This is a genomic window from Pseudoalteromonas sp. NZS71 (genome assembly GCF_015864715.1).
GTDB lineage: Bacteria > Pseudomonadota > Gammaproteobacteria > Enterobacterales > Alteromonadaceae > Pseudoalteromonas > Pseudoalteromonas arctica.
In genome coordinates this window covers 57,041-78,674 of the sequence record NZ_JADYWS010000017.1, presented here as the reverse complement: position 1 = coordinate 78,674, position 21,634 = coordinate 57,041, and the positions used below count along the sequence as shown (strand labels likewise).

General features: G+C 39.0%; 20 protein-coding genes. 9 read left to right on the top strand and 11 right to left on the bottom strand.

Annotated features, from left to right (window positions below; translation table 11 throughout):
• Positions 1 to 107 precede the first annotated feature (107 nt).
• Together I6E85_RS12565 and I6E85_RS12560 are read right to left on the bottom strand one after the other, a co-directional pair.
• The gene (locus I6E85_RS12565; protein ID WP_024590777.1) at positions 108 to 2,975 is read right to left on the bottom strand and encodes a TonB-dependent receptor; all 2,868 of its coding nucleotides are present in this window, start codon (positions 2,973 to 2,975) and stop codon (positions 108 to 110) included.
• A gap of 243 nt (positions 2,976 to 3,218) precedes the next feature.
• A complete protein-coding gene (locus I6E85_RS12560) occupies positions 3,219 to 5,561 on the bottom strand; it encodes a DNA polymerase II (protein ID WP_197236983.1) in 2,343 nt (780 codons plus the stop codon).
• 193 nt (positions 5,562 to 5,754) lie between these two features.
• On the opposite strand from I6E85_RS12560, the gene dinG reads away from it, so the two are divergent.
• Genes dinG through I6E85_RS12530 form a run of 6 tightly spaced genes read left to right on the top strand, consistent with a single transcriptional unit; the run spans position 5,755 to position 10,592 of the window.
• Positions 5,755 to 7,830, top strand: coding sequence for an ATP-dependent DNA helicase DinG (dinG, locus tag I6E85_RS12555; protein WP_024590775.1), 2,076 nt, complete (start codon positions 5,755 to 5,757; stop codon positions 7,828 to 7,830).
• Positions 7,830 to 8,606, top strand: coding sequence for a TSUP family transporter (locus I6E85_RS12550; RefSeq protein WP_024590774.1), 777 nt, complete (start codon positions 7,830 to 7,832; stop codon positions 8,604 to 8,606). The genes dinG and I6E85_RS12550 overlap by 1 nt, the downstream gene beginning before the upstream one ends.
• Before the next feature lies 1 nt (position 8,607).
• Positions 8,608 to 9,216, top strand: coding sequence for a primosomal replication protein (locus I6E85_RS12545; protein WP_007584039.1), 609 nt, complete (start codon positions 8,608 to 8,610; stop codon positions 9,214 to 9,216).
• A 13-nt stretch (positions 9,217 to 9,229) separates the two neighbouring features.
• On the top strand, positions 9,230 to 10,123 hold the full coding sequence (locus I6E85_RS12540; protein WP_024590773.1) for a histone deacetylase: 894 nt from the start codon (positions 9,230 to 9,232) through the stop codon (positions 10,121 to 10,123).
• Between the two features lie 51 nt (positions 10,124 to 10,174).
• Positions 10,175 to 10,456: a late competence development ComFB family protein gene (locus I6E85_RS12535; protein WP_024590772.1), complete on the top strand. Its 282-nt coding sequence runs from the start codon at positions 10,175 to 10,177 to the stop codon at positions 10,454 to 10,456.
• Entirely contained in the window at positions 10,440 to 10,592 is a 153-nt protein-coding gene (locus tag I6E85_RS12530) for a DUF2496 domain-containing protein (RefSeq protein ID WP_007584045.1), read from the top strand. The genes I6E85_RS12535 and I6E85_RS12530 overlap by 17 nt, the downstream gene beginning before the upstream one ends.
• Before the next feature lie 2 nt (positions 10,593 to 10,594).
• On the opposite strand, the gene I6E85_RS12525 is transcribed toward I6E85_RS12530, so the two are convergent.
• Entirely contained in the window at positions 10,595 to 11,116 is a 522-nt protein-coding gene (locus I6E85_RS12525; protein ID WP_007584047.1) for a sel1 repeat family protein, read from the bottom strand.
• A 105-nt stretch (positions 11,117 to 11,221) separates the two neighbouring features.
• On the opposite strand from I6E85_RS12525, the gene I6E85_RS12520 reads away from it, so the two are divergent.
• Positions 11,222 to 12,106, top strand: coding sequence for a DMT family transporter (locus I6E85_RS12520; protein WP_024590771.1), 885 nt, complete (start codon positions 11,222 to 11,224; stop codon positions 12,104 to 12,106).
• A 30-nt stretch (positions 12,107 to 12,136) separates the two neighbouring features.
• On the opposite strand, the gene I6E85_RS12515 is transcribed toward I6E85_RS12520, so the two are convergent.
• Genes I6E85_RS12515 through I6E85_RS12505 form a run of 3 tightly spaced genes read right to left on the bottom strand, consistent with a single transcriptional unit; the run spans position 12,137 to position 13,903 of the window.
• Positions 12,137 to 12,649 carry a hypothetical protein gene (locus tag I6E85_RS12515; protein ID WP_024590770.1) on the bottom strand — a complete coding sequence of 171 codons (513 nt, stop codon included), beginning with the start codon at positions 12,647 to 12,649 and terminating at the stop codon, positions 12,137 to 12,139.
• A 25-nt stretch (positions 12,650 to 12,674) separates the two neighbouring features.
• Positions 12,675 to 13,415 (bottom strand): hypothetical protein, encoded by a 741-nt coding sequence (locus I6E85_RS12510; RefSeq protein WP_024590769.1) that lies wholly within the window; start codon positions 13,413 to 13,415, stop codon positions 12,675 to 12,677.
• Positions 13,412 to 13,903, bottom strand: coding sequence for an RNA polymerase sigma factor (locus I6E85_RS12505; RefSeq protein ID WP_024590768.1), 492 nt, complete (start codon positions 13,901 to 13,903; stop codon positions 13,412 to 13,414). Before I6E85_RS12505 ends, I6E85_RS12510 begins: the two co-directional genes overlap by 4 nt.
• 131 nt (positions 13,904 to 14,034) lie before the next feature.
• Here I6E85_RS12505 and I6E85_RS12500 point away from each other — a divergent pair, with 131 nt between their 5' ends.
• Entirely contained in the window at positions 14,035 to 15,381 is a 1,347-nt protein-coding gene (locus I6E85_RS12500; RefSeq protein ID WP_197236982.1) for a S8 family serine peptidase, read from the top strand.
• Here the strand turns inward: I6E85_RS12500 and I6E85_RS12495 are convergent.
• The 3 genes from I6E85_RS12495 to I6E85_RS12485 all read right to left on the bottom strand — a co-directional run bounded on the left by I6E85_RS12495 (position 15,365) and on the right by I6E85_RS12485 (position 19,545).
• Positions 15,365 to 16,318, bottom strand: a complete 954-nt coding sequence (locus tag I6E85_RS12495; RefSeq protein ID WP_197236981.1) for a surface lipoprotein assembly modifier — start codon at positions 16,316 to 16,318, stop codon at positions 15,365 to 15,367. The genes I6E85_RS12500 and I6E85_RS12495 overlap by 17 nt on opposite strands.
• Positions 16,319 to 16,379: 61 nt before the next feature.
• Positions 16,380 to 17,246, bottom strand: a complete 867-nt coding sequence (locus I6E85_RS12490; RefSeq protein WP_197236980.1) for a hypothetical protein — start codon at positions 17,244 to 17,246, stop codon at positions 16,380 to 16,382.
• Between the two features lie 136 nt (positions 17,247 to 17,382).
• A complete protein-coding gene (locus I6E85_RS12485) occupies positions 17,383 to 19,545 on the bottom strand; it encodes an exonuclease domain-containing protein (RefSeq protein ID WP_231621055.1) in 2,163 nt (720 codons plus the stop codon).
• Between the two features lie 128 nt (positions 19,546 to 19,673).
• Here I6E85_RS12485 and I6E85_RS12480 point away from each other — a divergent pair, with 128 nt between their 5' ends.
• The gene (locus I6E85_RS12480; RefSeq protein WP_197236979.1) at positions 19,674 to 20,168 is read left to right on the top strand and encodes a dual specificity protein phosphatase family protein; all 495 of its coding nucleotides are present in this window, start codon (positions 19,674 to 19,676) and stop codon (positions 20,166 to 20,168) included.
• Positions 20,169 to 20,176: 8 nt separating this feature from the next.
• Here I6E85_RS12480 and I6E85_RS12475 read toward each other — a convergent pair whose 3' ends face one another.
• Together I6E85_RS12475 and I6E85_RS12470 are read right to left on the bottom strand one after the other, a co-directional pair.
• A complete protein-coding gene (locus tag I6E85_RS12475) occupies positions 20,177 to 20,896 on the bottom strand; it encodes a DUF6445 family protein (protein ID WP_024590763.1) in 720 nt (239 codons plus the stop codon).
• Positions 20,889 to 21,629, bottom strand: coding sequence for a SapC family protein (locus I6E85_RS12470; RefSeq protein ID WP_024590762.1), 741 nt, complete (start codon positions 21,627 to 21,629; stop codon positions 20,889 to 20,891). The genes I6E85_RS12475 and I6E85_RS12470 overlap by 8 nt, the downstream gene beginning before the upstream one ends.
• Positions 21,630 to 21,634: the final 5 nt, after the last annotated feature.

Here is a 21,634-nt window from a genome sequence, read left to right as displayed (position 1 = left end):
CGATGGGTGATTGATTTCTTATTAATCACACTAATACAGTTAATAGCTTTAAATTAAAAAACCCATAGTGAAATTCACTATGGGTTTTATTTAGCTGTAACTTAAAGTTAGAACTTCAGATTAAAGCTTACATGAACAAAGCGACCTAGCGTGTCATAAAAACCTGCAACTGTGTTTGCATTAGAAGCTACAGTATTACCAACTAACGGTGGCTCTTTATCGAAGATATTATTCATACCGCCAGTAAAGGTTAAATGCTCGTTATATGAGTAGCTACCTGAAACATCAATAAAGTTATATGCTTCAATACCGCCATCATCAATTAATAACGTATCTGCAGTTCCTTCATAATCTACAGATCCGTAATAACGCCATTTAACACCAACACGCCAATCATCGCGTAGGTAATTTACATTAGCCGTGTGACGCCATTTTGGAGATGCAAAACAGTCTGTACTAATAGTGCCTGAACAATCGTAAGCTAATTCCGCATCACCTAAAATAGGTTCAACTTCTTTTTGAATGCTGTAGTAACCATTAATATCAAAGTTTAACGCACCTTCTTCTAGGTCCATTTTGTAAGCTGCTGTAAAGTCAACACCTTCCCATGTTTGACCACCAATGTTATCGCTCAAGTTTGTAACGAAACCAGCTTGGCCTAACCATAAGCTGCCAGATGGGCTACGAGTAACATTGTCACAGAAGAATGCATCGCCTGTTTCAGCACAGTTGTTAATAATTCTTTCTGCACCTACAACACCAATTACTTTTTCAATTTCAATTTTGAAATAATCAATTGAGAAGTTAAATCCATCTAATGGATTTGCAACTAAACCGATTGTGATTGTATCGCCTTCTTCTGGCTCAAGTAACTGATTACCACCAGCGAACTGATTATATTGACCAGCTGGAGACTCACCAATACCGCCGTACTGTGAAGCACTTACACCTGTATTAGCACATTGGCTAGCAGAATAAGTTGGACGGTCACCTACAGCAGCAGCATTTGGATCACCAGCACAAGGGTCATCACCACTCCACAAGCTAATGCTTTGTGCAGAAAATAACTCACCAACATTTGGTGCACGCACAACTTTTGCATAACTTGCTCTTAATTTGTATGCATCTGCAATCGTGTAATCTGTACCAATTGAGTATGTAGTATCTGAACCTGTTGTTGAATAATCAGACCAGCGAGCAGCAGCAGATACATTTAATTCATCAAGTACAGGAATTTGTAATTCACCATAAACTTCATTTACATCAATAGCACCATACAAGCTCGGAGAAGGACCACCTTGACCTAGCAGTTGACCTTCTTCATAAACAGTATCTGAAACACGTTCGTAATCTTGCTCACGACGCTCAAAACCGAACACTGCAGCGATAGGAGTTGATGCTGTTGGTAATGTCCAATCAAATTCACCAGTAACATAACCGCTATAAATAATTTGCGTTACTAAGCCTGTTTGTGTTCCAACACCAGCTAATTGTGCTGCCTGCTCTGCGGTAACACCATCTAGTTCAAATACGTTGTATAATAAACAACCATCTGCAGTATCACACTCTGTACCTACAGCACCAACGCGTGGAGCAATTTTCGGCGAAAGTAAATCATTTTTATAAACTGAGCTTGATGTTGTTGCAGAGTAGTTATAGCTAATATCGTAAGACCAGCTATCGTTAATCTCACCTTCCATACCGGTTAAGATTCTGTATGACGTATGCTCAAGGTTATCTTCTCGTGGACCACCTTCAACGTTACGCTTACCAATATAAGCAACAAATTGATCATCGCCGTCTTGGCTAAATAAAGTTTGTAGCTGTTCTTTTTGAAGATCAGATAACAATGGGTTGTTATAATCGAATAAGATTTCTTCGTTATAAAAAGTACCAGATTCAGCAATTTGGCCAGCTGTTCTGTTGTGCATAAATGAGAATTCTAAATACGGTCTAAAGTGCTCATTTATTTCGTAATCAATAAATGTACCAAACGTAAAGCGCTCATTTGGACGTAAGAAGTGGTTTACCGGTGCAAAGTTATAACGGTAGCCATCATCTTCCATAAAACCTTGGCCATTTGGATTCAAATAACCAAAAAGATTCTGATCGTAATCAACTTCACCATCTACAACCGGATAAATATCAAAATGAGGATTTGGTGTTGTAGCAGAACCACTACATGATTGACCATTACCACCCAAAGCACACGATGAGTAGTCGCGAGTACCTTGTACTAATTCGTTCTGACGGTTATAAGTAACATAACCTACGGCATGACCTTTTCCGCCATCAAATCCACCACCAACAGTAAAGTCGATGCTGTAAGCTTTACCATCGATTCCAGTATTACCTGTATCGTAGTCATAGCCTTTATCATCCATCAAGCCTTGCATGTATTTATTATCATTGTTGTGCTGGAAGCCAGATGTACCCACATTTAGTGAAATACCATCAAACTCATCATCCATAACAAAGTTAACAACACCAGCTACGGCATCTGCACCGTATACTGCAGCTGCGCCACCTGTTAGCACATCAACGCGTTTAATTAAAGAGGCTGGGATTTGGTTAATATCAGCAACTTGAGACGTTATGCTACCGGCCTGCATTCTACGACCATTAATTAACACTAGGGTTCTGTTTGAGCCTAAGCCACGTAAATCAACAGTTGCAGTACCTGTTGCGCCATTAGCTAAAAATGAACTTTGAGCAGCTTCTATTTGTGGAAGTTGATTTAAAACATCTTCAACACGAGTAAAACCACTTAACTTAATCTCTTCAGCAGTCATTACTGTTACAGGGCTAGATGTTTCTAAGTCAGTTCTTTTAATTCTAGAACCAGTAACTTGAATACGCTCTACTTTCTCTATTTCATCTTCAGCTGCAAAAGAATTTGCTGAAAAAACAGCTGTTGAAGCTGCGCCAAAAGCAAGTGCAATACGCACCGCTTTAGCTACTTGATTATTTAACATTTGATTCTCCCTGGTGTCACTACTTAATCGTAGCAATCATTATTTATTTATTTTTATAGTTACAGTTAGTTAACAGTAACTAAAACAAATAATAAACAAAAACCACTAAAAAGCCAATAAAAGTTAATGGGATTTTGCAAAAAAGAAGATTAAAACGATATAAAGAATAAATAACGAGCTAAATTAGAATTAATTACAAATATGCAGGTTAAAAACCCAAGATAATTGCCATTTTGGGTACAGTCAAAATAGCCCCCCTTGAAAACCTAACCCTAAAGCAACATTTGAGTTCACTATAAGACCAATCATTTCAATTAACGGTACAATCTGTTTTTCTACATAAATTGCATAGTCATAGCTATGAAAGCCTTGATACAGTTCAACTCCAGCAGTTGTGTAAACGAATGTAACAAATTCCCCCCTATTGACCGTAAATTCGCTATTTTTTTTCTGGTGTTTTTTAACTGCTTGAACATGAGGGGGGATATTTTTTTTATAATCGATTAAGTTTTGACCTAATCTCTTTTTAAAAATGAGTAAATGATCAAAATCACCTTGGTATAACTTTGTTGTATAGTCTTTAACAAGGTCATTTATATTTAAATTTCCATCAAAAAGACTAGTAAATAGGTCGAACTGGAATTGTTGAGCAAGTTTAGTCCAATCACTTCTTACTGTTTCTAATCCTTTAAATACTAGTTTTGATTCGTTTGGTTTAATTAATTTACCGACATAGCGCTTTTTAGAGCCAACTAGCTTCCCCCTTATGGTTGGCAAAAAGAAAGGGCTATAAAGAGATTCAAATTCTATTTCTAAATGACTTGTTAAGTTGTGCGTTTGTTTAATCTCGTTAATCCAATCTGTAGTTATCTTTTTAGCTAAAAACACGCCAATTTCATTACACTCGTCGTGGGTTAAATCATCATCCAACTTAATAAATGTAGAATCGGTATCACCATAAATAACGCTATAACCAAGCTCTTCTATCCACCTTTTAGTTTGTAGCATTATTTCGTGCCCTCTTAACGTAATAGAGCTAGATAACCTAGGATCGTAAAACCTGCACCCTTTTGAGCCTAAAACACCATATAAGCTATTCATTATTATTTTAATTGCTTGAGAAAGTATTTGATCTTGATTGTCTTTGGCGAGCTGCCTTTGGGACGCTAAGCTTTTAACAAGTAAAGGTAAGTGATGCTTGTCTCGCGAGAATAGGGCTTCATTAAAACCCTGCACACTTTGGTTTGGATTTTTTAAACCTTCTATCAGTCCAAGTGGATCAATGTAGAAAGTTTGCATAATACTGGGGTACAAGCTTTTAAAATCTAAAACAATGACATTTTTATAAAGCCCAGGAATAGACTCCATTACATAACCGCCTGGGCTTTCAAATGTAAGTCCATGATCGCCCATATTAGGGGCAACATAACCGCTGCGATGCAGTAATGGTAAATACATATTAATAAAAGCAGCGACAGAGCCGCCCTTTTTTTCAAGCTCTAATCCTGTGAGCTTTGTTCTTATAATAGAAAAATCGAGTAGCTTTAATTTATCAAAAATTTTATTTACCAAAATACAATCTTGTCGATTATATTTTGCTAAAGAAAGCTTATCTTCATTAAATTGCCTAATAATTTCCTGCAGACTATTAGCCGTGTCTATTAATTTGGACTCACCCAACACTTGATTTGAAACATTAGCTAAAGAAAAGCTCTCAAAACTATATGTACCATTTTTTAAAGTGTCTATTCCATCAACCACACATCGCCCAGGGATCGATACTCGAGTAAAGTGTCCTTTACGAACATATAAAGGTTGATCTCCCCTACCCAGTAATAACTTAATGCCTAGTGCTTCCGCTCTTTCATGAATAACCGAAAAATCGAACTCAATTACATTCCAGCCAATTATGACATCAGGATCGCTAAGCTTAATAAAATGCTCGACCCCCCTTAACAGCTCAGCCTCATCTACACACCAAATAATATCGAACTCTAGGTTTTCAGCTTCTCTATCTGGCTCGCCAATCATTAAAACACAGTCTAAATTACAGCCCACAAGTCCAACAGAAAACAAAACGCCACTTTCGTTACATTCAATGTCTAACGAGAGTTTATTAAGAGCTGGGGAATACTCATCATTTGCTTTTAATTTTGCCTCTGTTACTAATGTATAACAATTTTGATAAAAAACATTACCCGTTATCCAAGCACCTCCTTTTATAAAGCGCTCCATTAGGTAGCGCTCTATTGGTCGAATATCTTCTTCAAATAATACAACTCCACGTTGCTTTAAAGCTTTAGCAGCAGAATAAAAATGTTTAAGTGATTTGAAGTAGCAGGCCGACATATCTTCTTGCTGAAAGTTTTTTAACCCAAGACTTTTAATATTAAAGATAAGTGACTCAGCTGCTAATATTTCATGCGCTATTTCAGCATCTTTACTTTTGATAAAAAACAGCGCATTTTCGTTAACTGATATAGTTTTTATAGGCCCTTTATCACTGCAAAACCACGCTTCGTAGCAGATGCCGTTAGCAGTATCATAAGCATGAGAAGAAACAATAAAACCGGCTGTTAAGTACATTATTACTAAACCTTATTCATATATATGTAAGTTTTTACTTAATTCAAAATGCTTTAAAGCCATACATTCAACCTAAATAAACACTCAGATACTTTATTTGCTAAATTAATCTCATCACTTCTTGTAGTTACACTCTTATAACTCTAAAATCCATAGCACTGTAATTATATACATACTTTAGGTAAATCATCCCATGCTTTCTGACTCACTAAAAAAAACAATTAGGCAAGTACACCAGCATGTGGCTAGCAACCTAAACGATTATCGCCCTCGTAGCAGTCAAAACTACCTTGTAGCCGAAATAGCAAAAACGCTTGCTGGCGAATACCATAAAAAGCAGCGCATTTGCGTAATTGAAGCAGGCACCGGTACCGGTAAGTCTCTTGCCTATTGTTTAGGCGCATTACCGCTTGCCTTAGCGCAAAAAAAGAAGCTAGTTATTTCTACCGCAACCGTTGCACTGCAAGAACAATTAATAGCAAAAGAACTCCCATTTTTTAAAAAGCATTCAGGCCTCGACTTTAAATTTGATTTAGTAAAAGGTCGCCATCGTTATATTTGTGCCCACAAATTACATAATGCTGTAAACGGCGATAGCCAAACACAAATGGACTTTATGCCAACGCTTACTTCACCATTGAGCGCAATGGAAACCAAGTGTTTGAATGAGCTATATAACGCCTATGTGAATAAAAAATGGCAAGGCGATAGAGACAGCTGGGCTGATACCGTACCCGATAGAGTGTGGAACTTAATAGCGTGCGATAAACATTCATGCCAACGCCAAATGAAGGCCCATCAAACGTGCCCGTTTCAGCTTGCGCGTAATCAATTAATGCAAATGGATGTACTGGTAATTAATCACTCTTTATTACTTGCCGATTTAGACTTAGGCGGTGGTAAAATTTTACCAGAGCCCGACAACACCATTTACGTTATTGATGAAGCGCATCATTTAGCACATATAACACGCGATTTTTCATCGGCCGCAGCAACAATTAAAGGCACGATAGAATGGCTTGATAAGCTCACCAAGTTTAGCGGGAAAATGGCGAAGGTTTTAGTGGGGCAAAGAGCTATTGGGCAAAACTTTAAACTTTGCGACAGCATTAATGACGCGAATAAAGATTTAAAAGTAGTGCGCGACATTCTTGATAATGCCGATTTTGAATACTCAAAAGACGATACTTATCGCTTTGAACACGGTGAAATTCCACAATCATTGCACAGTAAAGCAAAAGACATAAGCGAAGCCACGCAAGATGCGCTGCGCTGTTTAAACAAAATGCACGACACCCTTACCCAAGATGTAAGTGATGGCGACATAAAACCTCACGTTGCCGACCCAATACTAGGCGAAAGCGGTCAATACATAAACCGGTTAGAACAACTAAACAAACTATGGTTTAGTTACGCAAAAAAAGGCGAAGGTGCTCCTCATGCACGGTGGATAAAACGCCTTGAATACAAAAGCCATCACGACCACTTATTAAGCGACTGCCCTATCGAGGTCGGTTATTACTTAAAAGATAAATTGTGGCGAGAATGCGCGGGCGCTGTTTTGTGCTCTGCTACATTAAGTGCACTCGGCTCGTTCGATCACTTTGCTTACGAAACAGGACTTGCTAAAGAAGAAGGCGTTAAATTTATTAAAGTACCTTCTCCTTTTGATTACCCCAAACAAGCCACTTTACGTATTCCGGTATCTAAAGTAGAACCAACCGATAAAGACTTTAGTGATCACCTAGCTAAAACATTACCAGAGTACCTAGATGATAAAAAAGCGAACCTTGTACTATTCGCTTCTTACTGGCAAATGGACCACGTAACAAAGTTTCTTAGAACAAAAGGTTTTAACTTATTAGTACAAGGTGAGATGTCGCGAGAAGCGTTGCTTAAATTACACACCAAAAATGTAGACGAAGGCAAAGGCAGTATTTTATTTGGAACGCAGAGCCTTTCGGAAGGTCTTGATTTACCTGGTAAATATTTAGAGAACTTAATAATTACCAAAATTCCGTTTGCTGTACCTACTTCGCCAATAGAAGAAGCGCAAGCAGAATTTGTACAAAGCAAAGGCGGTAACCCGTTTTTAACGATTACCGTACCAGACGCCGCAAAGAAATTGGTACAAAGCTGTGGTAGACTGCTGCGAAAAGAGAGTGATGAAGGCTGTATTACTATTCTCGATAGGCGCTTAGTTACTAAGCGATACGGTAAAGCCATGCTCGACACTCTACCACCTTTTAAAAGACAAATAGATTATTAATGTTTGAACTCGCACTCGATCCAACAACTTGGGCTGTTTTATGTGCTGTTGCACTTGCCGCAGGTTTTATAGACGCTATCGCCGGTGGCGGTGGCATGTTAACTGTGCCCGCTTTACTAACAGCTGGCTTACCTCCGCATTTAACACTAGGAACCAATAAACTAGCAGCAAGTTTTGGCTCGTTAACGGCAAGCTATACATACTATAAAAAGAACTTATTTAGTCCAAAGTTTTGGGCTGCCTCCATTATTGCTACTGCAATAGGTGCATTGATAGGCACTCTTATTGTTGATCATTTAAGTATCGATTTTTTAAACAAACTACTCCCCATTATTATTATTTTAGTTGCCGCTTATAGCTTATTTGGTAATTTAAGTACTACCGAAGGCGATGAACTCCCTAAACTAAACAAAGCGATGAAAATAAAACAATGGCTACAGGGTTTAGCATTAGGCTTTTTTGATGGTTTAGCAGGCCCAGGTACGGGGACATTTTGGACCGCTTCTAATGGCATGCTTTATAAAATGAACTTGCTACTCAATTGTGGTTTAGCGCGTTCAATGAACTTTGTTTCTAATTTTATATCGCTCATCACCTTTGTAGCACTCGGACATGTAAACTTTTTACTTGGCATAACAATGGGCTTTTTTATTATGCTAGGCGCATGGTTTGGAGCACATTCAGCAATACGTTTTGGTAGTAAATTTATTCGCCCTGTATTTAATACTATGGTTATACTTTTAGCATTAAAACTAATTTACGAGGCTTACTTTTAATATGCATTCAATGGCTTTAGATAAACTACGTCAACAAGTTGCAACGCTAAAACAACAAGCTGAGCAATTTGATAAAGCTAAACTTTTTTCTAAAAATCGTTACATGCAAGCGCAACCTAGCTTGTTTGACCGCGCAGTTTTTAGTACAAAAAGCATGAACCTAGTCGATTACGTAATAGAAATAGAAGATGAAGTGTCAAGGTTACCGCCAAGTGAGCATCGCCATGCTTATACCTACGCGCTTGAACGTATAGGAGCTCAGGTACAAGCTGTATTCAACGTTATTAAATCAACGCCTATTTGGGTTAAAGAAAACAAAAGCCATTATAAACCACGCCCTAAGCAAACCGTTTATAAGCAAGCGGTACAAAAAATAATGCAATCATCGCACGAGCTTTACGACGAATTAAAACAAAACCATGAGTTTGAACGCCGTTTAGTGCTCATGATTGAAGAGCGTAAAATGCAAATGGATAAAGCCTCGCCAGCTAAAGCACAAAAGCTTAACCTTGAAATATTAAGCACACATGCTCGATTAGGCCGCTGCAGAAAAGCAATTTCTGCCACCGAGGACAAAATACAACAAGTAGAAAAACAGCAGCTGCGTTAAGCCGAACTTTACTATGCAGCTTTATTATCATCCATTGTATTCAGACCTTATACTCCCAGAACGTCATCGATTCCCTATTCAAAAGTATAAGTTACTTAAAAGCGAAATAGAAAATCTAGGTGTTTCGGCTATTCACTTTCAAGAGCCTATAAAAGCAACTAAATCTCAACTTTCGCTATGTCATAGCCAACGTTATATAGATGACTTTTTAAATGGAATACTAAGCGATAAAGCAATTAAAAAGATGGGATTTCCCTATTCGCAACAACTTGTAGAGCGTACTCTTTTATCTATTGGCGGGAGTATTCAAGCTGCTGAAGCGGCTTTTAGTCACGATCTAACCTTCAATTTAAGCGGTGGTTATCATCATTCTCATAGTGATTTTGGCAGTGGCTTTTGTATTTTTAATGATTTAGCTATTGCAGCAGCACATTTAATAAATACAGAGCAAGCCGACACTGTTTTAATTTTTGATTGCGACGTACACCAAGGCGATGGCACAGCACAAATCACTCAAAACCATAACCAAATTATTACCTGCTCAATTCATTGTGAGCAAAATTTTCCTCGTAATAAGCAAGAGTCCACTTACGATTTTGCATTGCCCGCTAAAACAGCCGACGATGAGTACCTTGCTACATTAAAGCAAGCACTCGATTTTTGCGTGCGCATACATAACCCTGATATTATTTTGTATAATGCAGGCGCTGATATTTACACTAAAGACGAGTTAGGCTTGTTTAATATATCGCTCAATGGCGTATATGAGCGCGACTTGTTTGTTCTCAACTTCTGTAAGCAACATCAAACCCCACTAATGTGCGCTTTAGGTGGCGGTTATCAGCGTAATTTGAGTTCACTAATTAATGTTCATAAACAACTATTTAAAGCCGCTATCGATTTATAGTAAGCCTTAGTATAGACTCAGTTAAACGGATTATTTTAAAGCGGTGGGAATATGCGATTACACGAAGACATACACAACTATTACGAAAAGATTGTAGTTGAAGAAATCATCAAACTTAAACTTGATGAAAAATATGATGAAGATGTAATGGCTGACTTTTGTTGTACGGTACTAAATCAGCTCCCGCCACGATATATTCGCTACGATGTAGATATGGCGTTTTATTTACCGCAATCAGAACGCATACATATGGAACAACGTGTGCAAACAGCAATAAATGTCGCCATTAGCCAAATATCAAAAAAGAAAGAATTAAATGACAAGCCCACTTGATCAAGCCCCTACACATATTAAACTTGCAGTAGATTTAATTATGATACTAGAGCAACACGATGTTGCTCCAGAAGAGGTCTTAAAAGCACTCGATATTGTAAAAAGCGACTTTGAAAAAAAGCTAGAAAAGCCATAACTCTATTCTATTATTTGTATGTCGTGCTCGGTAACGCTACCTTCGTGCTTAGTGCAATCAATTTTAACTTCACCAAATGTACGTCTAGGCGAAGTTGAACGACGACAGGTCATATTTTGTGCTTTAACGCCAAATTGCGTTATATACAACGCAACTGTTTCGTCTATTTGTTGTTTTTGCTGCGTAGTCGCTGCACTGTAAAATACATCGTATTGCGCAGACCAATTTTCAACCCCCGCTTCTTTTGCAACGCCTAGCCAGCCCATCCCTAGTTTAGTAGATTGCTCCAAGTATTGGCCTTTCAAAAACATAAACGCCAACGTGTATTGTGCGCTTTTATAGCCTAGCCCAGCAGGCTCTTTTAAATAATTGAAAGCGGCCTCAAACTGTCCTTTTCGATACGCTTTAATACCATTGTATTCATTCTTTTTCATGGTGGTATCACTGTAAAGGTTGATTGAGCTTGAATTACATCCACCCAAAAAAGTGATAAATACCATAGAAACTACTGAGAACGTTTTCATTCTTATCCTTAATTTATTATTTTTATATGCCAGTTCCGAATATGGCTTACTCTTTTTATAAACCCTGTTATTCTAAAAACCAATCAGCATAATTAAAATACTATCATGACCTTAGCAAGCTTACTGCGATTATTTTTTCTGGCCGCTATTTGGGGCGCTTCTTTTTTATTTATGCGAATGGCAGCAAATAGCTTGGGGCCTGCGGTATTAATTGAGCTAAGAGTAGGCTTTGCTGCAGTTACTTTATTTATTGTTGCTTTGTATTTAAAACGCCGCTTAGCGTTTATCCAACATAAAAAACACTTTTTTATTATAGGCGCGTTTAATTCTGCTCTTCCGTTTTTATTTTTTGCTTACGCAGCTCAAACTATTAGCGCATCCACACTCTCAATTTTAAATTCTACAACACCAATATGGGGTGTTGTAGTTGGAATTTTATGGACGAAAACAAAGCCCAATAAAAGTATGGTGCTTGGTTTACTACTTGGCTTAATAGGCGTTGCAATACTCGTTGGGCAAAATCATTTTGTATTAAATAGCCAATCAATTTTGGCCATAGTAGCGGCATTAAGCGCATCACTTTGCTATGCCATTGCATCGCATTACACTAAAAACGCGCCTAAACTGGCCCCATTCGATAACGCCCATGGCTCAATGTGGGCTTCAAGCTTTATGGTATTGCCGCTTATCTTATTTATGCCAATACGAGAAATACCAAGCACCAACGTTATGCTAGGTGTACTTGTATTAGGAGTAATGTGTACTGCACTTGCTTATATTTTATTTTTTAAATTAATCGACGATATTGGCCCAACCTCAGCACTCACGGTTACATTTTTAATTCCATTATTTGGCATATTTTGGGGACATTTAATTTTAGATGAGCAAATTGGGCCAAATACGTTACTCGGCGCATTATTTGTCATTGTGGGTACTATGTTGGTTACTGGTTTTTTACCACGAAAAAAGCACTTAGCTAAAACAAGCTAAGTGCTTATATCAAGCGCTTTTACCAAACGCTTACTTTTGCGCCTTTTTGCTTAAATTTTCAATTAAGTCTTGGGCGCTAAAACTGTTTTCGCTTGGTTTAATGCCTTTGCCCATTTTAATATCAATCAGGGTGTGCACTTCTTTGCGTTTATCATTGTTGCTTAACTGTACGCCTACGCTGCTTGTTGGGCTAGCGCGTGTTTCGCAAGTTAATAAACCACAGCTTCGCTCATATTGCTGGCTTTGTGATGCACTAATAGATGACGCAGGAGCTTGCGATTTAGACTCAACAAAGGTTTCTTTATTAGTTACAACAAACCAGTCGTAGCCTTGCGCTTGTGTAAGCTCAGCCGCGCGTAATAATGCATAGTCACCGGCATCGGCTACGTTGTTTGATACGCTTTTAAACTCGACTCGGTATTGATCGTCGCTAATTTTTTGCTCGCTATAACCTTGCGATCCATTATTCGCGGCGCGGTAATCCGGTTTAGATGCACAGCCCGCCATAAGTAAAATACTGATAATTAAAATAGATGTTTTCATAGTTCACCACGTTTTATACACATTATTATTTGTTTAACTGCCACTTTGCGCTAATTGCTTGCTGTTCTTGCGCTCTATCTAGTGGTGCGCCGCTGATCATGCTACCTATAACAGCATCTAACTCACTGTTATTAGACGCCGTTTGATATTGCGCGCCATTGTTACTTTGCTGCGTGGCTGTTTGCGCTTTAATTTGCCAACCGCTTTGCGTTTTACAAGCAATGCTTGTTTGCGTTGTATTATTTGAGCTTAGTGCATACTGCCTACAAAGCTCACCTTGCTGATTTTTAAAACTAAGCTGCGCACTAAATACTGAGCCATCACTTTGCTCAAACACACCACTACTTAGTTGTGTGTTAAGGGCTGAGGCGGTATTGCTGGCTACTAAATTTTGCGACTCATTGGGTTGTAAATAGCTCGTCATTGCAATACCAAATACCACGGCAACGCTTGCAGCTATTGCTAAACTTTTATTAGCCGACTGCTTAACCTTTTGCCAAGGCCTTAACGTTACTACATTGCTATTTAACGTGTTTTTTGTCGTTGTTGTATCAAGCTTTGCAACCGTTTTAGCTAACGAGTCACTAAGTGGTGCGTCGTCAATACTTATTGCGTGCTCCTTTACTAGCATGTCTACTTCGCTAAATTCTGCAAGTCGCATTACTAGCGCATCATCGGTTTCAAGGGCTTTACGCACTTGCTCCATTTCGTCCTCGCTTAGCTCTGAGTCTAAAAAGGCGCTAAGAGTTTCGTCGTTAATGTTCATACTTGCTCCTTTTTAAAGTCGGGTTTTATTAAGTTATAAAGTGTACTGCGTGCGCGCGATAATTTACTCATTACACTGCCTATAGGTATATCTAGCGTATGTGCTACTTCTTTATAGGCCATGCCCTGCAGTGCCACCAGCGATACTATGGCGCGTTGCTCTTCGGGTAATTGCCCAAGTGCTGTATTTACATTTTTAAGCATTTGTTTGTTTTCGAGTGTTTGGTGCTCATTACTTGATATTGGCTCTGGTAAAATATCGGCCTGAGCCTTATTTTGCCTTACCTTGCGTGAGCGGTATTCGTCTATCCACACATTACGGCAAATTTTAAATGCCCACTTAGCAGGCTCAACGTCATCCGGAATGCCTTTTACTAATAGTTTTTCAATTGTTATTTGCACTACATCGTCTGCATCTGCTTTACTACCCGTTAGCGAATAGGCAAAACGCCTAAGCATGGGCAATAAGGCTTTTAATATTTCGTTCATTGATTTTTACCCCTTTTATAAAGAAGACGATTCAAAAAAACATTTATTCCCAAATAATTTAAATAATGAAATATTTCTATGTGTTAAACGTTAACTAACCAGCATAATAAATTTAATAGAAGTAACCCACTATGAATATTAAAAACACACGCGTTAAACACATAATAGCCGCCTCGCTTTGCATATTTAGCGCAACGAGTTCAGCCAACATAGTAAGAGTCGATCAGGTGCTTGGGCAGCTAAGCCCAATAGAGCAGCGTATTGAGCAAACTATAGAGCGAGCACAACGCCTGCCGCTCCCAGTGCCTGTACCACAAATATCGATTGATGAACTAAAAGCACAAATAAGTGAGCCAATTAGCAGCTTACCTAATGTGCTTAACATTAATATAAATAGCCAAAACACTGCATTTGTTGAAGTAGAGCTTGAAAACGGCTTTAGAGCAATAGAGCGCCAATGGTTATTAATGGCAAATAGCCAACAACTTAATACCCTAAAGCAGCAAAATGTAACCATTGTATCGGTAAAAAATTACAACGCACTTAACATGAGCTTAGTGCGCTTTAACGTACCCCAAGGTGTTAATTCTAAAAGTGAGTTATTAAAAGCGCTTAACTTAGATGAGTCTGCAATACTTGACCGAAACCACATTTACCAAGCGCAAACAGGCGAACCTACCGCAAAAGTAACACCAAATAAGTCTATTGCCCCCTACTGCACACAAAGTGTAAAAATTGGCATGATCGACAGCGCCATTAATACCAAACACAGTGCTTTTAAAGGCGCAAATATCACCACGCAAAGCTTTTTACCTAAAGGGTTAAGCTCGCCAAATTTACACGGCACCGCCATAGCGGGGTTAATTACAGGTAAAGGAGCATCGCTCAGCCCGCTTTTAAGCAGTGCCGAGCTTTACAGTGCAGAGGTGTTTTATAGACAATCTGAATATGCACAAGGGGCTACATTATTTGCCATAGTAGAAGCACTTAACTGGCTAGTCAGCAATAAAATACCCGTAATAAATATGAGCCTAACGGGGCCAAATAACGCAATTTTAGAAGCAAGTATTACTGCAGCAATAAAACAAAATGGTTTAATTGTAGCTGCTGCGGGTAATCAAGGCCCGGCGTCGCAGCCGTTATACCCAGGTGCATATAAAAGCGTGATAGCGGTAAGTGCTATTGATTCAAAAAACCACATTTATAGATGGTCAAATAAAGGCGATTACATAGACTTTACAACCCTTGGTGTAAATGTTGTTACAAGCCAAAGTAATGGAAAATTTGGTAGGGAGTCGGGTACGTCAATGGCGGCGCCGCATGTAAGCGCGGCATTAAGTTGTTTATTGTTAAAGCATGGTAATAATAAAACTAAAGCACTTAACGAGCTTACTTCGCTGGCCGTCGATTTAGGCGAGCAAGGCAAAGACGCCACCTTTGGTTATGGCGCCATTTACCCACCTAAAAGTGCACTTTAACTGACGCCGATAAAACCGACTGAGTATAGGTATTGCTACTAAGCTTTGATTGGTAATCGCCATATTCAGCCTCGGCTATTAGTGTTACGTGCTCAAACACAGCTACGTTATAAAACGCATTAACTACATTTCGGTGCTCATCTCGCGACGGTATTTGCTCAAAAAAATCATCCGTTGTTTGCTCATCGTAATCTTTATTTTGATAACGCCAGCCAGCCCCCACTTTGTTAGCCACATTAAAGGCCGTAAATTTGTGCGTAACTTTAGTAGTAAAGCCGTAGCCGTTAAAGTCGTACTGGTTGTCGTCGGCGTTTTCTTTATCGGCACTTAGCGCTGCCATTAGCATGGTTTGCCCATTATTTATAAAATGATAAAGCGCTACATCGGCATCTACGCCATCAGCATTACGTGCTTTTGCAGTAGCAAAACGTTTAGCTTTGTTTTTTATGCTCATACGTAAATACGTATGCGGGTTTAAAAAATGGCCATAGTAAGCGCTGGCTTGATTAAAATGTAAAAATGGTTCGCCATCTACATTTGCTTTTGTGCCATCGTAACGAACCCCTACCTCATGGCTATTAAAGCTGTAGCTGCCATCTAAACCATATTGATGAAGGTCTAAATCGTATTGATCAAACTCATCGTAGTCTTGCTGTTCAAACCGGTAGCTTGAAGTTAATTTAGCGCCTTTGGTTAATTGCCATTTTGCATTAACACCGGCTGCGGTTTTTATGCCGCTGTCGCTTTGCGACGAAATATCGTCAAGCTCCTGAACAGAGAGCGCTGAATTGCTTAATACCCCAACTTCTGCATCTGCATTTAGCTCAAAGCTACTTTTAAAGGGTTTATTTTGCTCAGGTGTTTTAACGTGGTTGGTTTGTGCAAGCACCGCTTGGGCACTAAAAACACACAATGTGGCGGTTATAACTGCTTTCATATTTATTCTCCAACAGGCCGAATAGGTTTCCCTATTCGGCATTTGTGCAAACACGCGCGTATTAAAGGCCTAGGTCTAAATCGTTAGTAATGTTGGTTACTACTTCACTTGCAGTGCTAAGTGCTACATCGTTACTAATTTGATCAGTGACCGCTGCACTCACCTGCCCGCTAACACTTTGCTGTACCGTACTTTGTAAACTGCTAACCGTACTATCTTGCACGCTGGCAATTAAAGATTGCTGAACACTGCTTACAACTTCATTACTGGTATTAATTGCATCACCTACTTGCAGTGCAGAGCTCACTGAGTTTGCAGCCGTATTAGTAATTGCTAATTGGTTTGTAAGCGCACTCGCTGCATCAGCTTGAGTTACTGAATCGGTAGCGCTGCCCACGTTTGAAAGTAAAGAGGCACTTGTTGGTGTATCGGTAGTATCGGGCTGAGCGGCTTGATCAGAGGTAAGTCCAAGTAATGACGACTGGCTCACTGCAGTCGTTAAATTACCCGCCGATGAGGTTAACTGCGCTGTTACATCAAGTGCTGTATTGACTGTGGTATTGCCTGTGGCATTTAAAGACGATGCCGATGCATTTAATACGTTATTTAAAGATGAGCTGCCAGAGGCCACTAATGAATTTGCAGGCTCTGCGGCCTCGCTGCTTTCTTGCGATGGAGTTTGTGTATTATTTGCCGTTGAATCTGTATTTTGCGAGTCATCAGCCGTTACTTGTGTATTGCTAGATGCGTTTGTATCATTGCTACCACTGGCTGTTAAACCGTTTTGTGAAAGCGCAATAGATGTAGATGTTTGTTGCTGCGCCGACGTTGACTGAGATATTTCAATATCAGCGGCGTGCACTGCACCTGTAAAAGTACACACACCGCTTAACATCATTACGCTTACAATTTTATTTAATTTAGTCATTGTTTTGTCCTCTAGTTTGTCGGATTGACATAAAGAAGACGATTTACAAAAACACTTTATTCCAAAAATAAATTAAAAAATTACAATAAAACCACTTATTAACTAAATTTCAAATACTTAAAGGTAAGCTAATACCCTACGGCGTTAGCGTTTCACTATTTTGGATCAGCAATAACAGCTCGGCAGTGGCAGTTGCATCGGCCAATGCGCGGTGATGGCTGGTTAAATTTAAATTAAAATGCGTACTAAGGTTACCAAGCGAATACGACTTTAAGCCTTTAAACGCTTTGCGCGACTCAACCACGGTGCACATTTTTGGCATTTTAAAAAAGTGCCCTGCCATCTCGCATTCTTTTTTAATAAAGCCGTAGTCAAAATTAACGTTATGGGCTACAAAAATACTGCCTGCTAGTTTATCAATTAGTGGCTTTACAACCTCTGCAAATACGGGCGCGTTATAAACCATGCTGTCGCTAATACCAGTTAGTGACGTTATAAATCCGGGTATATGGCGCTCGGGGTTAACTAAGCTTGTCCAGGTATCAATTACTTTTCCGTGCTGTACTTTTACAAGGCCAATTTCGGTAATACGGTTACCGCCTTTTAAGCCGCCCGTGGTTTCTATATCGACCACACTGTAAATACGGTGTGGATCTACAAACCATTTAACCGCAGCAATGTGTACTGTAAAGCCCACATTTTTTAAATTATCAATAGTAGTTAATTGGTTGCGCCTAAGTTTGTCGCCCGGGGCTTTTACCTCTTCAAAATGTACTTGGCCATTATTGATAACCATTAAGTCGGGGTAGCCGTCTTTTAGCTGTAAATAATGTTTGCTCATAGCCGTTAAATGAGTAATTAATGCCTCAAGTGGGCTGTTTAAAATAAGCGCTTCTAGTGGCTCTAATAAATTGCTGCGCCATCTAAATAAGCCATTGGGCTGATCAAAGTATTGCGCTGCATTTTTGCATACCAAATTAAGTAATGCTTGCGGCGTTTGGCACTGTGCTAAGCGCTCATTTATCTGTGTTTGCTGCGCTTCATAAAAATTACCAAGCCTTAATACTTGCGGATAAATATCAAACTCATTGCATGGCGGATAAGGCGACTCCACAAATAACTCATGCCAAAATACTAAACCAAACAAACTTTGCCAAAGCGTGTTTTCGGTATTAAATACAGCCATACCTTGGCGAGTATAATAATCGTTTACGCCCTGCTCTACTTCACCTCGGTACAGCTCATCTATTTCTAGCACGCATTGGGTGTCGGCAAGCATGGCACTTAAACGCGAACGTGTTTTTTTATTAAACTTACGCATTAAAAAATCGTCAGCAAAATAAAGTAAATCATCAGTAAGTGGATTTTCGATAATGGCTTCTAATCGAGCTTTTACCCACTCTTTATTGCCAAGCCTGTATTGCTCTCTTATTTGAATTTCTTGTGCTTCGCTATCATCCACGCACCCTTCAAGCAAACTAAAAGCAAGTTCGCTATCAACTGTTTTTAGCTGCCTATAAAGCCTAACTAATAATTTATTTTTTAATACAACGGCAATGGCACCATGTGTAGCTTGCACTAAAACCTGCGACGCTAAAGCAGCATAGTCGCTCTCATCTGTAATGTTTTTAAATGCTAACCGGTAACGGTTTAGTAAATAGTTTGATTGCGCTTCTTCAAGTGTTTCAAAGCGTGACAAGCTCTCACTGTGCCCTTCGCGTGTAGCGGTTAAGCCTAAGTCTCGCATTACAAAACGATTTTGATGATTTACATCGCCGCTGCTTAGTTTGCCTGCAAATAAAAACTCAAAATACTCGTAGTAATCACTGCGGTTATTAATTACATACTGGCTATAAAGTGGCGCAAGCTCTTGTGGGCATGCTTTAAAAAACTCACGCGCAATATCCACCAGCGCGCCTTTACCGGCGCTCTTTTTAAAGCTTATTTGCTCGTCGTAATTACTTAGCAACTCAACCAAAGAAGGTTTGGTTAAGTGCGCTAAAAGCTGCGAATAATGCTGCTCGTTTGGCTCAAATAAAATATCGGCTTTTTTAAGCGTATAAATAGCCTGATGCGGTGATGTTATTTCTTCATAATTAAGCGATTGCGCCTGCACCAAATAAGGCTTTCGCGAGTACACACGCGCCAACATGCACTGGCTTTGTTCATCTAGCTGGTTAATTTTACTAATAAATTCACTATGTTTAGGCTCAAGTAAATGCATACATTTACTAGTTACAAACTCAATAAGCTCTCTAAAATGCGCTAAATAGTATTTTGCTGGTAATTCTTTTTTCATAATATCGCCATAACTGTATATAAAAACAGTATCTAGTATTTATGCTTATTATTCAATCTTAAACTTGTAACTAAAACACGTTATAGTGAGCTTATTAAAGCAAATTCATTAAAAATAAAGGACTTACCATGAGCGCGCATCCGCACGATGTTTTATCACTCAATAACGGCGCAAATATTATTTTTACGCCCTGCCCAGGCACAAAAACACAAAACCTAGCTGATTCAATCGCTACATTAAAGGCGGCTGGCACTCACATGCTGCTTTCACTTATGCCGCAAAAGGAGCTTGAAAAAAACAACGTAGAAACAATTAATAGCGAGTGCAATAAGCACGATATAACCTGGTTTCATTTACCTATAAATGACGACGAAGCACCCAAGCAACCTTTTACATCAAGCTGGAACACCCACAAAACCGATATATTACAGGCCATACAACACAAACAAACCATTGCCATACATTGCAAAGGCGGTACAGGCCGCACAGGGTTGGTCGCTGCGCTTATTTTAAATTCGGCAGGTTACACAAAAGAAGAAGTATACAGCCTAGTACAATGCATTCGCCCTAAAGCGCTTACTATAGAATTGCAAAAAGAGTACTTTGAGAGTTTTAGTCGGTAATAAAAAAGCTAGCGTAAAACAGCAAAGCTACTGATAGTTAAACGCCCATTAACTGGGTCGCAGGCATAACCATTAGACGCGTTTATATTACCGGAATGCAATAAGTTACTTGGGTATATAACTGCGCGATTTAGCTTTGCCTCTACTCTGTAAACTTGCTCAAACAAAGTTGTACTTCCATTTATATATTGTGGATTTTTATGAAGCTTTTGCGCCATGGCTTGTTGCTTAATAGCTTGCCTATAAAGCATAAGCCGCTCTTTTGTTATACGTTCATACCCTAAGGATTTATGCTTATAAAATGAAGTGCCACCATGAGTTTCATCACATAAAAAGTGCACCATAGCAAGTTGATTCATATTAGGTGTATCAAAATGAGGGAGCATTTGTATTGGCCTGAGCTTATCAGGCTCAGTGCATGCAATTGAAAAAGCAGAAAGAATTACATCAAACTCGCTTTTATCCGCCATATCAAAGTGCGAATTAATAATTGGCGCAAGCGCTTTTAACCGCTCGATATAACTAAGCGGTGCTGCTTTTCTTACTCCTGGGTAAAAATCACTTTCTTGTGCGCAAAACGATTCTCTAGCACTTTGAGAAAACACAGCAAAATTAATAAGCGCATCTACATTATTTACAAAATCATCAATAACAATAATTGGGGTTTTCTCTTCCCCTACAGTATGTATGTGTAACGCCGTATTTTCGTTTAGTTTAAAATCAATCATCGGCTAAATTAAGCACTGCATTTTTACGCTCTATCAATGGGTATATTTGGCCAAGTGAGGTTATAACAGTATAAATAGCGGGTAATAAAGCGCTTTGATGTAAAAGCGTAATTTGATCACTATTAAGTTGTGCGAGTCTTTCTTGGTTAATAGTGTATAGGCCGTTTAACTTTGTTTTTTGACTGTTCTGAAACGTTACCTCAAGCGATAATGGCTGCAGTAGATCATGCTGTAACAAGGTATCAATTAACTTTTTATTGTCTATTTCGCCCTGTAGTAAATGCCCTAAACACTGCTTTATTTGTTTGAAATAGCTACTTTCTTCTGCGCTTTGGGTATAAATTGGTTCTAAATTATTCTGGCTTTGCGCTCGATTATTAACGACTGCTGGGCTATTTAAATTAATACACACAGGGTATTGAGTTTGCTGCGCATGAGTATCACCAACAAAAAATGGCTGACGCTGTAATTGAAGCGGTAAATACACGCCCTGCCACTGCGAGTTCTGATAAAACAAGTTCTCATGTTGCTCAAAGCCTAATAAAGCATTGAGTGTAAACTCCCCTGTTTCTGAGTTTTTTGCAAAAACTATAGGCTGCTGAACGGCAATTTGATTAAGTTCCGCCATAACAACAGGGATCATATTAATGTTTTCAGCGTGTGATTGTGCTTTTTGTGTATCTATTTTTATATGCTGATGAGCACTTTGCTCTAATGCGACTAAATTTTCCATGTGTG

What these genes read in the sequence shown, in the direction of transcription:
- I6E85_RS12565 (WP_024590777.1), bottom strand. Translation starts at nt 2,975, where the DNA reads ATGTTAAATAATCAAGTAGCTAAAGCGGTGCGTATTGCACTTGCTTTT.
- I6E85_RS12560 (WP_197236983.1), bottom strand. Translation starts at nt 5,561, where the DNA reads ATGTACTTAACAGCCGGTTTTATTGTTTCTTCTCATGCTTATGATACT.
- dinG (WP_024590775.1), top strand. Translation starts at nt 5,755, where the DNA reads ATGCTTTCTGACTCACTAAAAAAAACAATTAGGCAAGTACACCAGCAT.
- I6E85_RS12550 (WP_024590774.1), top strand. Translation starts at nt 7,830, where the DNA reads ATGTTTGAACTCGCACTCGATCCAACAACTTGGGCTGTTTTATGTGCT.
- I6E85_RS12545 (WP_007584039.1), top strand. Translation starts at nt 8,608, where the DNA reads ATGCATTCAATGGCTTTAGATAAACTACGTCAACAAGTTGCAACGCTA.
- I6E85_RS12540 (WP_024590773.1), top strand. Translation starts at nt 9,230, where the DNA reads ATGCAGCTTTATTATCATCCATTGTATTCAGACCTTATACTCCCAGAA.
- I6E85_RS12535 (WP_024590772.1), top strand. Translation starts at nt 10,175, where the DNA reads ATGCGATTACACGAAGACATACACAACTATTACGAAAAGATTGTAGTT.
- I6E85_RS12530 (WP_007584045.1), top strand. Translation starts at nt 10,440, where the DNA reads ATGACAAGCCCACTTGATCAAGCCCCTACACATATTAAACTTGCAGTA.
- I6E85_RS12525 (WP_007584047.1), bottom strand. Translation starts at nt 11,116, where the DNA reads ATGAAAACGTTCTCAGTAGTTTCTATGGTATTTATCACTTTTTTGGGT.
- I6E85_RS12520 (WP_024590771.1), top strand. Translation starts at nt 11,222, where the DNA reads ATGACCTTAGCAAGCTTACTGCGATTATTTTTTCTGGCCGCTATTTGG.
- I6E85_RS12515 (WP_024590770.1), bottom strand. Translation starts at nt 12,649, where the DNA reads ATGAAAACATCTATTTTAATTATCAGTATTTTACTTATGGCGGGCTGT.
- I6E85_RS12510 (WP_024590769.1), bottom strand. Translation starts at nt 13,415, where the DNA reads ATGAACATTAACGACGAAACTCTTAGCGCCTTTTTAGACTCAGAGCTA.
- I6E85_RS12505 (WP_024590768.1), bottom strand. Translation starts at nt 13,903, where the DNA reads ATGAACGAAATATTAAAAGCCTTATTGCCCATGCTTAGGCGTTTTGCC.
- I6E85_RS12500 (WP_197236982.1), top strand. Translation starts at nt 14,035, where the DNA reads ATGAATATTAAAAACACACGCGTTAAACACATAATAGCCGCCTCGCTT.
- I6E85_RS12495 (WP_197236981.1), bottom strand. Translation starts at nt 16,318, where the DNA reads ATGAAAGCAGTTATAACCGCCACATTGTGTGTTTTTAGTGCCCAAGCG.
- I6E85_RS12490 (WP_197236980.1), bottom strand. Translation starts at nt 17,246, where the DNA reads ATGACTAAATTAAATAAAATTGTAAGCGTAATGATGTTAAGCGGTGTG.
- I6E85_RS12485 (WP_231621055.1), bottom strand. Translation starts at nt 19,545, where the DNA reads ATGAAAAAAGAATTACCAGCAAAATACTATTTAGCGCATTTTAGAGAG.
- I6E85_RS12480 (WP_197236979.1), top strand. Translation starts at nt 19,674, where the DNA reads ATGAGCGCGCATCCGCACGATGTTTTATCACTCAATAACGGCGCAAAT.
- I6E85_RS12475 (WP_024590763.1), bottom strand. Translation starts at nt 20,896, where the DNA reads ATGATTGATTTTAAACTAAACGAAAATACGGCGTTACACATACATACT.
- I6E85_RS12470 (WP_024590762.1), bottom strand. Translation starts at nt 21,629, where the DNA reads ATGGAAAATTTAGTCGCATTAGAGCAAAGTGCTCATCAGCATATAAAA.